The sequence below is a fragment of the Paenibacillus enshidis genome, from assembly GCF_042136365.1.
GTDB lineage: Bacteria > Bacillota > Bacilli > Paenibacillales > Paenibacillaceae > Paenibacillus > Paenibacillus enshidis.
Map to the genome: position 1 here is coordinate 28,401 of NZ_JBHHMI010000022.1, position 12,403 is coordinate 40,803.

Consider the following 12,403-nt stretch of genomic DNA (forward strand, 5'->3'; position numbering starts at 1 on the left):
TTAAGGAGGGTTGCTCCTTGTTGGACGTCAACAATTTCGAATACATGAAAATCGGGCTTGCATCCCCGGAAAAAATTCGCTCTTGGTCCCGCGGAGAAGTGAAAAAGCCGGAAACGATCAACTATCGTACGCTTAAACCGGAAAAAGAAGGACTGTTCTGCGAGAAAATTTTCGGGCCGACGAAGGACTGGGAATGTCACTGCGGTAAATACAAACGCGTTCGTTATAAAGGCGTTGTCTGCGACCGCTGTGGTGTGGAAGTAACCCGCGCCAAAGTTCGCCGCGAACGGATGGGCCATATTGAGTTGGCTGCTCCTGTATCGCACATTTGGTACTTCAAAGGGATTCCAAGCCGCATGGGCCTGGCGCTCGATATGTCTCCCCGTTCCCTTGAGGAGATTATTTACTTCGCATCTTATGTTGTAACAGATCCGGGCGATACGCCTCTGGAGAAAAAGCAGCTGCTTTCCGAAAAAGAGTACCGCAGCTACCGTGAGAAGTACGGTTATGGCTTTCAGGCAGGCATGGGTGCAGAAGCTGTCAAAAAGCTTCTCCAGGATCTCGATGTCGATAAAGAGCTCGAATTCCTGAAGGAAGAGCTGCGCACAGCTCAAGGCCAGCGCCGCAACCGTGCGATCAAGCGCCTTGAAGTCATCGAAGCCTTCCGCAACTCCGGCAACCAGCCGGAATGGATGATCATGGACGTGCTGCCGGTCATTCCTCCCGAACTTCGCCCGATGGTTCAGCTTGATGGCGGACGTTTTGCGACTTCTGACCTGAATGATCTGTACCGCCGTGTAATTAACCGCAACAACCGTCTGAAAAGACTGCTCGACCTCGGTGCGCCTGACATTATCGTACAGAACGAAAAGCGCATGCTTCAGGAAGCTGTCGATGCGCTGATCGATAATGGCCGCCGCGGACGTCCGGTTACCGGCCCGGGCAATCGCCCTTTGAAATCCCTCAGCCACATGCTGAAGGGTAAACAAGGCCGTTTCCGTCAGAACCTGCTGGGTAAACGGGTGGACTACTCCGGCCGTTCGGTTATCGTTGTAGGTCCTTACCTGAAAATGTACCAGTGCGGTCTGCCGAAAGAAATGGCGCTGGAACTGTTTAAGCCTTTCGTAATGAAAGAGCTTGTAAATAAAGGGCTTGCCCATAACATCAAGAGCGCAAAACGCAAGGTTGAGCGCGTAAGCGCCGAAGTGTGGGATGTGCTCGAAGAAGTGATCAAAGAACACCCGGTACTGTTGAACCGTGCACCAACGCTGCACCGCCTCGGTATTCAGGCGTTTGAACCGATTTTGGTGGAAGGACGCGCCATTCGTCTGCATCCACTCGTATGTACGGCATACAATGCCGACTTTGACGGTGACCAAATGGCCGTGCACGTTCCTCTGTCCGCTGAAGCGCAAGCCGAAGCTCGCCTTCTGATGCTCGCTTCCGGGAACATTCTGAACCCGAAAGACGGCAAGCCGGTTGTTACTCCATCTCAGGATATGGTTCTGGGTTCTTATTACCTGACAATGGACAACAAAGAAGAAGAAGGCGCAGGCATGATTCTGGGTAGCGTCAACGAAGCGGTATCAGCCTATCAGCGCGGAACCGCGGGTCTGCATGCGCGCGTGGCTATCCCGGTGAAGGCGCTTGGTAAAACTAGCTTTACCGAAAAGCAGCAAAGTGCGTTGTTGATCACTACGGTTGGTAAAATTATCTTTAACGAAATTTTCCCTGCAAGCTTCCCATATATCAATGATGCGACACGTTCCAACTTGCTTTACGGAACAGCAGAGGAATTCTTTGTCTACGATAAAGGTGTCAACATTACTGAAGCGATTCAGAACGCGTCGCAGGCGAATGGGGTAGGCAAGGACTACCTGGGCAACATTATCGCCCGCTGCTTCGAGATTTACCATACAACAGAGACCGCTGTGATTTTGGATAAAATCAAACAGCTTGGTTTCACATATTCTACCCGCGCAGGTGTAACGGTAGCGGTTTCCGACGTTATCGTCCCTGAAGAAAAGAAGAAAATTCTGGAGGAATCCGATGCAAAGGCGCAAATCGTCACGAATCAGTACCGTCGTGGTCTGATTACGAACGAAGAGCGTTATGACCGGATTATCGACATCTGGTCCAAGGCGAAGGATGAGCTGACGGACGTACTGCTGAAATCCATGGACCGCTACAACTCCATCATGATGATGGTGGACTCCAAGGCGCGTGGTAACAAGTCGCAGATTACCCAGCTTGGTGGCATGCGCGGACTGATGGCGAACCCGTCCGGACGGATCATCGAACTCCCGATCAAGTCGAACTTCCGTGAAGGCCTGACCGTCCTTGAGTACTTCATCTCGACACACGGCGCCCGTAAAGGTTTGGCGGATACGGCGCTTCGTACGGCGGACTCCGGTTACCTGACACGCCGTCTCGTTGACGTCGCACAGGATGTTATCGTTCGCGAGGATGACTGCGGCACGGATAAAGGCTTTACCGTCGGCCGGATTCAGGACGGCAAAGAGGTTATCGAGGACCTTTATGATCGTCTGGAAGGACGTTACTGCTTCGAAACGGTTCGTCATCCGGAGACGGGGGAAATTATTGCCCGCCGCAACGAACTGATCGACTCTGATAAAGCAGAGGCAATCGTTAAAGCTGGAATCGACAAGGTGCAAATCCGGTCCGTACTTAGCTGCCGCGCCAAACACGGTGTCTGCAAAAAGTGCTATGGCCGCAACCTTGCAACCGGGAAATTTGTTGAGATCGGTGAAGCGGTTGGGATTATCGCTGCCCAATCCATCGGCGAACCGGGAACACAGCTCACTATGCGTACGTTCCATACCGGTGGTGTTGCGGGGGATGATATCACTCAGGGTCTGCCTCGTATTCAGGAACTCTTTGAAGCCCGTAACCCTAAAGGTCAAGCCACAATCAGCGAGATTGACGGTACGGTCAAAGAGATCCGCGAAGGCAAAGACCGCCGTGAAATCGATATTGAAGGGGAAGCGGAAACCAAAACGTACTCTGTTACCTACGGCTCCCGCCTGCGCGTAAGCGAAGGCATGGCCATTGAAGCCGGTGACGAGCTGACGGACGGCTCCATTGACCCTAAGGAAATGCTGCGCATCAAAGGTATCCGTGGCGTTCAGAACTATATTCTCCAGGAAGTTCAGCGCGTATATCGGAACCAGGGCGTAGAAATCAACGACAAGCACGTCGAAGTTATGATTCGTCAGATGCTGCGTAAAATCCGTATTATTGATGCGGGTGACACAATACTTTTGCCAGGATCCTTCGTCGACGTCCATGAATATGAAGCAGCCAATAAAGTAGCAATCCTGAACGGCAAGGAGCCTGCGGTAGCCAAACCCGTTCTGCTGGGGATCACCAAGGCGTCCCTTGAAACGGATTCCTTCTTATCCGCTGCCTCGTTCCAGGAAACGACACGGGTGCTGACAGATGCTGCGATCAAAGGCAAAGTGGACCAACTGCTTGGCCTGAAAGAAAATGTAATCATCGGCAAGCTGATTCCTGCGGGCACAGGCATGAACCGCTATCGCAATGTACAAATCGTGGAGCCTGACAACGGAGATGCTTCTCCGGAAGAGCTCGAAACGGTATCGGCTGACTAAGATCAACCGCCTGCACGTCAACATCACTATCAATAAGATTTATTAGGTAAGGGACATGGGTAAAGGAAGGGGAGAGCGCCTGCTTATCCCCTTCCATACCGTGTGCCAAAGCCTTGTTATTTAATACAAATTAATATCTTGACATTGCCTAGTCGTCAGTGCTAATATAGCAAAGGTGCGTGAGTTGCAGGATTGTGATTAAGGTGTTTTCGGAGGAATGCGAAATGTCCAAAGAACAAAGTCTGCAGGATGCTCATGTCAAGATCGGTACCAAACAGACCATTAAGATGGTTGAATTGGGCTTCGCCTCAGAAGTATATTTGGCTGAAGACGCAGATTCGCGTCTCACTTCCAGACTTATTGAACTGTGCGGCAAGCACGGAGTTAAAGTAACGCTGGTCGATACGATGAGCAATCTCGGCAAGGCCTGCGGAATCGAAGTGGGAGCTGCAATGGCTGCTATCGTAAAACAATAAGGTAAGGAACGTTTTTGTCAGCAGGGTTTAAGAGAATCCAAAAGGCAAAAACTTTTCATTTGTTCTTTTATGAACCGCCTGGGTCTGTGGACTTAAAAGTGTGTTTATCAAAAGATCATGAAGAATTGAGGAAGGAGGTGGCAGTACAATGCCAACTATTAACCAATTGGTGCGTAAAGGCCGTAAAGCCAAAATCGAAAAGTCAAAATCACCAGCTTTGCAAAAAGGTTTCAACGCTTTGAAACGTGAAGCTACCGACATCAGTTCTCCGCAAAAACGCGGTGTCTGCACTCGTGTAGGTACAATGACTCCGAAAAAACCGAACTCCGCGCTTCGTAAATATGCTCGTGTTCGCTTGTCGAACCGTGTAGAGGTGACGGCTTACATTCCAGGTATCGGACATAACCTGCAAGAGCACAGCGTCGTGCTGATTCGCGGCGGTCGTGTAAAAGACCTTCCGGGTGTACGTTACCACATCGTGCGCGGTGCTTTGGATACAGCAGGCGTGAACAACCGTATGCAGGCTCGTTCCAAATACGGCGCAAAACGTCCTAAAGCTAAAAAGGCTTAATGAAAATGTCCCGGCAGCAGCCGGTTGAACAATTGAGAAAGGGGGATATCCATGCCACGCAAAGGTCCAGTTACCAAGAGAGACGTGCTGCCAGATCCAGTGTATAACAGCAAGCTTGTTACACGTTTGATCAACCGCATCATGCTCGACGGAAAACGCGGAGTTGCTCAAAGCATCCTGTATAATGCGTTCAACATCATTCAGGAGCGTACGGGCAATGATCCAATGGAAGTATTTGAAGCAGCAATCAAGAATATCATGCCAGTCCTGGAAGTTAAAGCTCGCCGTGTAGGCGGTGCCAACTACCAAGTACCAATCGAGGTTAAACCTGAGAGACGTACTTCCCTAGGACTCCGTTGGCTCGTGAACTACTCGCGCAGCCGCGGTGAGAAAACAATGGAAGAGCGTCTGGCTGCAGAAATCATCGACGCATCCAACAACACCGGTGCTTCCGTTAAGAAACGTGAAGACACACACAAAATGGCTGAGGCGAACAAAGCGTTTGCTCACTACCGCTGGTAGGATTCAGCTCACTAATAAACTTCAATTTTGAAGGGAGACCCATTTCATGGCAAGAGAGTTCTCCTTGAAAAATACACGTAATATCGGGATCATGGCTCATATTGACGCTGGTAAAACGACTACAACTGAGCGGATTCTGTTCTACACAGGCCGTACGCACAAAATCGGTGAAGTTCACGAAGGCGCTGCGACGATGGACTGGATGGAACAGGAGCAGGAGCGCGGGATCACGATCACATCCGCTGCTACCACTGCCGCTTGGAAGGGTCATCGCGTTAATATCATTGATACCCCAGGGCACGTTGACTTCACGGTTGAAGTTGAACGTTCCCTTCGTGTATTGGACGGAGCAGTAGGTGTTTTCAGTGCGAAGGAAGGCGTTGAGCCTCAGTCTGAAACCGTATGGAGACAGGCTGACCGTTACGGCGTTCCACGGATCGCATATGTAAACAAAATGGACATCATCGGTGCCGACTTCCTGAACGTTGTGAACGACATGCGCGATCGTCTTCAAGCTAACGCTGTGGCGATTCAACTGCCAATCGGTGCTGAAAATGATTTTGTCGGTATCATCGATATCATTGAGCGCAAGGCTTACATGTACAAAGATGACCTTGGTCAAAATATCGAAGAAACCGAAGTTCCTGCAGAATATGCAGACAAAGTTGAAGAGCTTCGTATGGAATTGGTAGAGAAGGTTGCCGAGCTGGACGAAGAACTGACTATGAAATATCTTGAAGGGGAAGAGCTGACGGTTGAAGAAATCAAAGGCGCTCTCCGTCAAGGTGTCGTAGAAGTTAAGATCTTCCCGGTAATTTGCGGATCTTCTTATCGTAACAAAGGGGTTCAGCTGATGCTGGACGCTGTTATCGATTACCTGCCTGCTCCAATCGACGTGCCTGACATCAAGGGTGTCCTTGAAGACGGTACGGAAGCTATCCGTAAGTCTTCTGATGAAGAGCCTTTCTCTGCATTGGCTTTTAAAATCATGACAGACCCTTACGTTGGTAAGCTGACATTCTTCCGCGTGTATTCAGGAGTGCTTCAATCCGGATCTTACGTATTGAATGCGACCAAAGGCAAGCGTGAGCGGATCGGACGTATCCTTCAGATGCATGCGAACAGCCGCCAGGAGATTACTGAAGTGTACTCCGGTGATATCGCTGCTGCCGTAGGTTTGAAAGATACAGGCACAGGTGATACACTGTGTGATGAGAAGCATCCGGTAATTCTGGAGTCCATGAACTTCCCGGATCCGGTTATCGAAATTGCGGTTGAGCCGAAGACGAAAGCTGACCAAGATAAGATGAGTAATGCTCTCAGCAAGCTGACGGAAGAGGATCCAACTCTGCGTGCACACACTGATGAAGAGACAGGTCAAACGATTCTGGCCGGTATGGGCGAGCTTCACCTGGACATCATCATTGACCGTATGCGCCGTGAGTTCAAGGTGGAAACCAACGTGGGTAAACCACAGGTTGCTTACCGCGAAACATTCCGTCAAGCTGCACGCGTTGAAGGTAAATTTGTTCGTCAGTCCGGTGGCCGTGGTCAGTATGGTCACGTATGGGTTGAATTCGAACCTCTGGAGGCAGGTACAGGCAGCCAGTTCGAGAGCAAAGTTGTCGGTGGCTCCGTTCCTCGTGAGTACATCGCTCCAGCTCTTGCAGGTATCGAAGAACAAATGAAGAACGGTGTACTTGCCGGCTTCCCGCTTGTAGACGTTAAAGCTACAATCGTTGACGGTTCTTACCACGATGTCGACTCCAACGAGATGGCGTTTAAAATCGCTGGCTCAATGGCGCTGAAAGCAGCGAAAGACAAGTGTAAGCCTGTACTGCTTGAACCGATTATGAAAGTTGAAGTAACGGTTCCTGAGGAGTACATGGGTGACGTAATGGGTATGCTGAACTCCCGCCGTGGCCGTATCGAAGGTATGGACTCCCGCGGTGGCGCTCAAATTATTCGTGCTAAGGTACCTCTGTCCGAAATGTTTGGATATTCCACAACACTTCGTTCCGGTACACAAGGCCGCGGCGTATTCTCCATGGAACTGTCTCACTACGAAGAGGTTCCTAAGAACATCGCTGAAGAGATCGTCTCCAAAGCCAAAGGCGAGTAATAAGTTTTACGGGGGCGTCAGGTGCATGAATTTTTATTTGTTCGCCTGACGGTCTAAACATAAACCCATGATATTGAGGAGGAATTGTTCAAATGGCAAAGGCTAAGTTTGAACGTACTAAACCACACGTTAACATTGGTACTATCGGTCACGTTGACCATGGTAAAACAACTCTGACTGCTGCAATCACAACTGTATTGTCCAAAACTTACGGTGGTGCTGCAGTAGCATTCGATCAAATCGACAAAGCACCAGAAGAAAGAGAGCGTGGTATCACGATCTCCACAGCTCACGTTGAATACGAAACTGACAACCGCCACTATGCGCACGTTGACTGCCCAGGTCACGCTGACTATGTTAAAAACATGATCACTGGTGCTGCTCAAATGGACGGAGCGATTCTGGTTGTATCCGCAGCTGACGGCCCAATGCCGCAAACTCGCGAGCACATCCTGCTCTCCCGCCAGGTAGGCGTTCCTTACATCGTCGTATTCCTGAACAAATGCGACATGGTTGAAGACGAAGAGCTTCTGGAACTGGTTGAAATGGAAGTTCGCGACCTGCTGAACGAATATGAATTCCCAGGTGACGACACTCCAATCACTCGCGGTTCTGCTCGTGAGGCTCTGCAAAATCCTGAAGGCGAGTGGGCACAAAAAATCGTTGAGATGTTCAAAGAAATCGACACTTACATCCCAACTCCAGAACGCGACACTGATAAGCCTTTCCTGATGCCAGTCGAGGACGTATTCTCCATCACTGGCCGTGGTACAGTTGCTACTGGTCGTGTAGAGCGCGGCACTGTTAAAGTCGGCGAGGAAATTGAAATCGTTGGTATCCACGAAGAAACTAAGAAATCCGTAGTTACGGGCGTAGAAATGTTCCGTAAATTGCTGGATTCCGCTCAAGCTGGTGACAACATCGGCGCTCTGCTGCGTGGTGTTGACCGTGCCCAAATTGAGCGTGGTCAAGTACTTGCTAAACCTGGTTCCGTTAAGCCTCACACGGAGTTCACGGCTCAAGTATACGTACTGACTAAAGAAGAAGGCGGACGTCATAAGCCTTTCTTCACTGGCTACCGTCCACAATTCTATTTCCGTACAACTGACGTAACAGGTATCATTAACCTGCCAGAAGGTACTGAAATGGTTATGCCTGGCGACAACATCGCAGTTACTGTACAATTGATCGCTCCAATCGCGATCGAAGAAGGTACTCGCTTCGCGATCCGCGAAGGCGGCCGTACAGTAGGTGCAGGCGCTGTAGCAACAATCCTGAAATAATAAGGGTTAACCCTTGCATATAAGTAACAATGTACTGGAACGAGCAACAGTGTACTGTAAAGGATTCAGAAGCCTCCGTCTTTCAGACGGGGGCTTTTTGCATTGAAGAGTTGGGGTAAGAAAATCTTTTAGGATTTTGCTTGCATTAGGCTTTTATATTCTATATAATAAGAATGTTGTTTGCGACTGTGCGATGATGTGAGAGGTTACTGACACACCCGGCCCCTTTGCCATGGAGCGGTGGTTAGAAAATTTTCACGGAGTATGTCCGATACCAAATTGGGCGATAGAAGGAGGGACTAAAATGGCAAAGCAAAAAATTCGTATTCGTTTGAAAGCATACGATCATAGAATTCTTGATCAATCCGCTGAGAAAATTGTTGAGACAGCGAAACGTTCGGGTGCAGGTGTTTCCGGACCGATTCCACTGCCTACTGAAAAACAAGTGATTACTATTCTCCGTGCGGTGCACAAGTACAAGGATTCCCGGGAGCAGTTCGAAATGCGCACTCACAAGCGTCTGATCGACATCGTGAACCCGACTCCACAAACTGTGGATGCCTTGATGCGCTTGGACCTGCCGTCCGGTGTAGATATCGAAATCAAACTGTAATAAACATGCGTGATTAAAGAAAGGAAAAGAGGTGTCAACATGAAAGGTATCTTAGGAAAAAAACTTGGAATGACCCAAGTATTTACCGCTGAGGGCAACGTAGTCGCCGTTACAGTTATCGAAGCTGGTCCTAACGTAGTTCTGCAAAAGAAAGACGTTGAGAATGATGGCTACGAAGCGGTACAGCTCGGCTTCTCCGATAAGAAAGAAAAGAATGCCAATAAACCTGAAGCAGGACATGCGAAAAAAGCAAACACTGCACCTAAGCGCTACGTTCGTGAATTCCGCAGTGTTGATCTGGCAGGATATGAGGTTGGTCAAGAGATCAAAGCCGATATTTTTGCAGAAGGCGAATTCGTTGACGTAACAGGTACATCCAAAGGTAAAGGCTTTGCCGGCGTAATCAAACGTTGGGGACAAAGTACAGGACCTATGTCTCACGGTTCCCGTTACCACAGAGGACCAGGTTCCATGGGTTCCATCCAAGCGAACCGCGTTCCTAAAGGCAAACGTCTTCCAGGACATATGGGTCATGATACGATAACTATTCAACGTCTTGAAGTTGTAAAAGTCGATGCAGAGCGCAATGTGCTGCTCGTGAAAGGCTCCATTCCAGGACCGAAAAACAGCTTCGTAAAAATTCAAGCAACGGTGAAAAAATAATCGCCTGAAGAAAGGAGGAACACGAAATGCCAAAAGTAGCAGTCTACAATATCAGTGGTAGCCAGGTTGGTGAAGTTGAATTGAAAGATACGGTGTTCGGTATCGAACCGAACCAGCACGTTCTTCATGAAGCAGTTGTTATGCAACTGGCATCCCTGCGTCATGGGACTCATAAAGTGAAAGGTCGTTCCGAAGTACGCGGCGGCGGTCGCAAGCCTTGGAAACAAAAAGGCACTGGTCGCGCTCGTCAAGGATCCATCCGCGCTCCGCAATGGAAAGGCGGCGGTATTGTTTTCGGACCGACACCTCGTAGCTATGCATATAAACTGCCTAAGAAAGTTCGCCGTTTGGCTATCAAATCGGCACTGTCTTCCAAAGTGATCGAGAACCAAATTATCGTACTGGACGCTCTGACTATGAGCGCTCCTAAGACGAAGGAATTTGTTGCCATTTTGAATAACCTCAAAGCAGATCGCAAAGCTTTGGTCGTAGCTCCTAGCTATGATGATAATGTGGCTCTTTCCGCACGGAATATTCCTGGCGTGAAATTTGTCGCGGCAGATGGCATTAATGTTCTTGACGTGCTCAAACACGACAAACTGATCATTACGAAAGAAGCAGTCCAGAAAGTTGAGGAGGTGTTCGCGTAATGAAGGATCCTCGTGATATTATCAAACGTCCGATCATCACTGAGCGTACGGCTGAAATGATGAATGACTTGAAATACGTGTTTGAAGTGGATATCCGCTCGAACAAAACGGAAATCAAGAAAGCGATCGAAGCGATTTTCAACGTGAAGGTTGCAAATGTGAACACTCTGCGTGTTCCTGCGAAGCCTAAACGCTACGGCCGTTATTCCGGCTACACCAGTGAGTGGAAAAAAGCTTTCGTAACGCTGACTAAAGACAGCAAACCGCTTGAGTTTTTTGAAACGGTATAATTGAAACTGTAAAGTAAGGAGGGAAATTCAGTGCCAATCAAAAAGTACAAACCGACATCCCCGGCTAGACGCGCAATGTCCGTCTCTACTTTTGAAGAGATCACGACAAATCAGCCGGAGAAATCCTTGCTGGCGCCTCTGAGCAAAAAAGCCGGCCGCAACAACCAAGGTAAAATTACGGTTCGTCACCATGGCGGCGGACATAAGCGTAAATACCGCATCATTGACTTCAAACGTAACAAAGACGGAATACCGGGCCGCGTTGCTACGATCGAATATGATCCGAACCGGACTTCCAACATCGCACTGATTCACTATGTGGACGGCGAGAAACGTTACATCATCGCTCCTAAAGGTCTGAAAGTAGGAGACGAAGTGGTATCCGGAGCGGGTTCCGACATCAAAATCGGTAATTCTCTTCCACTGGAAAACATTCCGGTAGGTACGGTTATCCACAACATTGAGTTAAAACCTGGTAAAGGCGGACAATTGGTTCGTGCAGCAGGTACGGAAGCTCAATTGCTCGGTAAAGAAGAAAAGTATGTAACTGTCCGCCTTTCTTCCGGTGAAGTACGCCGCATTCTGAAAGTTTGCCGCGCTACGATCGGTTCCGTAGGCAACGAAGACCATGAGCTCGTGAAAATCGGTAAAGCCGGACGCAGCCGCTGGTTGGGACAACGTCCTGAAGTCCGCGGGGTAGTAATGAACCCTAACGATCACCCACACGGTGGTGGTGAAGGTCGTGCTCCAATCGGACGCAAATCGCCTATGTCTCCATGGGGCAAACCGACTCTTGGTTACAAAACGCGTAAAAAAGGTAAAGCTTCTGATAAATACATCGTTCGCCGCCGCACGAAGTAATGCACGCTGTGCATAATGCGTGAACGAGCCACAAGGACGAATGTTTGACGAAGGGAGGATTTACACATGAGCCGCAGTCTTAAAAAAGGTCCATTTGTTGATGGATACCTGTTGAAAAAAGTTGAGGTGCTGAACGAGCAGGACAAGAAAGTCGTAGTCAAAACCTGGTCCCGCCGTTCTACTATTTTCCCTCAGTTCATCGGACACACTTTCGGTGTATACGACGGCCGTAAACATGTGCCTGTATACGTAACTGAAGATATGGTTGGCCACAAGCTGGGCGAGTTCGCTCCAACCCGCACGTACAAAGGCCACACGGACGACGACAAGAAAACAAGAAGATAATGAACGAGCGCCATGTTTGAGAGGAGGTAAACTCAATGGAAGCAAAAGCACACGCTAGATCTATACGGATCTCCGCCCGTAAAGTCAAACTCGTGATTGACTTGATTCGCGGTAAGCAAGTGGGTGAAGCGGTAGCTATCCTTCGCCACACACCTAAAGCTGCTTCTCCGGTAGTTGAAAAGCTGCTGAACTCTGCAATTGCCAATGCGGAGCACAACTATTCCATGGACGTAAACAACCTGGTTGTTTCCGAAGTATTCGTCAACCAAGGTCCAACGATGAAACGTTTCCGTCCGCGTGCAATGGGACGTGCAAGCCGGATTAACAAACGCACCAGCCACATCACTTTGGTGGTATCTGAAAAATAAGGAGGGA

Annotated in this window: 13 protein-coding genes; all 13 read left to right on the forward strand. The window is 49.2% G+C overall.

Annotation, left to right across the window (positions count from 1 at the left end; translation table 11 throughout):
- Positions 1-17: 17 nt before the first annotated feature.
- The 13 genes from rpoC to rplV all read left to right on the forward strand — a co-directional run bounded on the left by rpoC (position 18) and on the right by rplV (position 12,396).
- Positions 18-3,632 carry a DNA-directed RNA polymerase subunit beta' gene (rpoC, locus tag ACE41H_RS19460; RefSeq protein ID WP_375357235.1) on the forward strand — a complete coding sequence of 1,205 codons (3,615 nt, stop codon included), beginning with the start codon at positions 18-20 and terminating at the stop codon, positions 3,630-3,632.
- Positions 3,633-3,856: 224 nt separating this feature from the next.
- Positions 3,857-4,108, forward strand: a complete 252-nt coding sequence (locus ACE41H_RS19465) for a ribosomal L7Ae/L30e/S12e/Gadd45 family protein (protein WP_375357236.1) — start codon at positions 3,857-3,859, stop codon at positions 4,106-4,108.
- Positions 4,109-4,256: 148 nt separating this feature from the next.
- Entirely contained in the window at positions 4,257-4,679 is a 423-nt protein-coding gene (gene rpsL / locus ACE41H_RS19470) for a 30S ribosomal protein S12 (RefSeq protein WP_375357237.1), read from the forward strand.
- A gap of 51 nt (positions 4,680-4,730) precedes the next feature.
- Positions 4,731-5,201 carry a 30S ribosomal protein S7 gene (rpsG, locus tag ACE41H_RS19475; protein ID WP_375357238.1) on the forward strand — a complete coding sequence of 157 codons (471 nt, stop codon included), beginning with the start codon at positions 4,731-4,733 and terminating at the stop codon, positions 5,199-5,201.
- Positions 5,202-5,247: 46 nt separating this feature from the next.
- On the forward strand, positions 5,248-7,323 hold the full coding sequence (gene fusA / locus ACE41H_RS19480) for an elongation factor G (protein WP_375357239.1): 2,076 nt from the start codon (positions 5,248-5,250) through the stop codon (positions 7,321-7,323).
- Between the two features lie 92 nt (positions 7,324-7,415).
- A complete protein-coding gene (gene tuf, locus ACE41H_RS19485) occupies positions 7,416-8,606 on the forward strand; it encodes an elongation factor Tu (protein ID WP_375357240.1) in 1,191 nt (396 codons plus the stop codon).
- Positions 8,607-8,910: 304 nt separating this feature from the next.
- Positions 8,911-9,219 carry a 30S ribosomal protein S10 gene (gene rpsJ, locus ACE41H_RS19490; protein ID WP_006676490.1) on the forward strand — a complete coding sequence of 103 codons (309 nt, stop codon included), beginning with the start codon at positions 8,911-8,913 and terminating at the stop codon, positions 9,217-9,219.
- Positions 9,220-9,258: 39 nt separating this feature from the next.
- Positions 9,259-9,882 (forward strand): 50S ribosomal protein L3, encoded by a 624-nt coding sequence (gene rplC / locus ACE41H_RS19495; protein ID WP_375357241.1) that lies wholly within the window; start codon positions 9,259-9,261, stop codon positions 9,880-9,882.
- 26 nt (positions 9,883-9,908) lie between these two features.
- Positions 9,909-10,532, forward strand: a complete 624-nt coding sequence (gene rplD, locus ACE41H_RS19500; protein ID WP_375357242.1) for a 50S ribosomal protein L4 — start codon at positions 9,909-9,911, stop codon at positions 10,530-10,532.
- Positions 10,532-10,822, forward strand: coding sequence for a 50S ribosomal protein L23 (gene rplW / locus ACE41H_RS19505; protein ID WP_375357243.1), 291 nt, complete (start codon positions 10,532-10,534; stop codon positions 10,820-10,822). Before rplD ends, rplW begins: the two co-directional genes overlap by 1 nt.
- A gap of 30 nt (positions 10,823-10,852) precedes the next feature.
- On the forward strand, positions 10,853-11,683 hold the full coding sequence (gene rplB / locus ACE41H_RS19510; RefSeq protein WP_305753583.1) for a 50S ribosomal protein L2: 831 nt from the start codon (positions 10,853-10,855) through the stop codon (positions 11,681-11,683).
- A gap of 66 nt (positions 11,684-11,749) precedes the next feature.
- Positions 11,750-12,028: a 30S ribosomal protein S19 gene (rpsS, locus tag ACE41H_RS19515; RefSeq protein WP_375357244.1), complete on the forward strand. Its 279-nt coding sequence runs from the start codon at positions 11,750-11,752 to the stop codon at positions 12,026-12,028.
- A gap of 35 nt (positions 12,029-12,063) precedes the next feature.
- Positions 12,064-12,396 (forward strand): 50S ribosomal protein L22, encoded by a 333-nt coding sequence (gene rplV, locus ACE41H_RS19520; protein ID WP_375357245.1) that lies wholly within the window; start codon positions 12,064-12,066, stop codon positions 12,394-12,396.
- Positions 12,397-12,403: the final 7 nt, after the last annotated feature.

Coding starts and splice junctions, on each gene's coding strand:
- tuf (WP_375357240.1), top strand. CDS start 7,416: ATGGCAAAGGCTAAGTTTGAACGTACTAAACCACACGTTAACATTGGT.
- ACE41H_RS19465 (WP_375357236.1), top strand. CDS start 3,857: ATGTCCAAAGAACAAAGTCTGCAGGATGCTCATGTCAAGATCGGTACC.
- rpsJ (WP_006676490.1), top strand. CDS start 8,911: ATGGCAAAGCAAAAAATTCGTATTCGTTTGAAAGCATACGATCATAGA.
- rplV (WP_375357245.1), top strand. CDS start 12,064: ATGGAAGCAAAAGCACACGCTAGATCTATACGGATCTCCGCCCGTAAA.
- rpsG (WP_375357238.1), top strand. CDS start 4,731: ATGCCACGCAAAGGTCCAGTTACCAAGAGAGACGTGCTGCCAGATCCA.
- rplW (WP_375357243.1), top strand. CDS start 10,532: ATGAAGGATCCTCGTGATATTATCAAACGTCCGATCATCACTGAGCGT.
- rpsS (WP_375357244.1), top strand. CDS start 11,750: ATGAGCCGCAGTCTTAAAAAAGGTCCATTTGTTGATGGATACCTGTTG.
- rplC (WP_375357241.1), top strand. CDS start 9,259: ATGAAAGGTATCTTAGGAAAAAAACTTGGAATGACCCAAGTATTTACC.
- rplD (WP_375357242.1), top strand. CDS start 9,909: ATGCCAAAAGTAGCAGTCTACAATATCAGTGGTAGCCAGGTTGGTGAA.
- rpsL (WP_375357237.1), top strand. CDS start 4,257: ATGCCAACTATTAACCAATTGGTGCGTAAAGGCCGTAAAGCCAAAATC.
- fusA (WP_375357239.1), top strand. CDS start 5,248: ATGGCAAGAGAGTTCTCCTTGAAAAATACACGTAATATCGGGATCATG.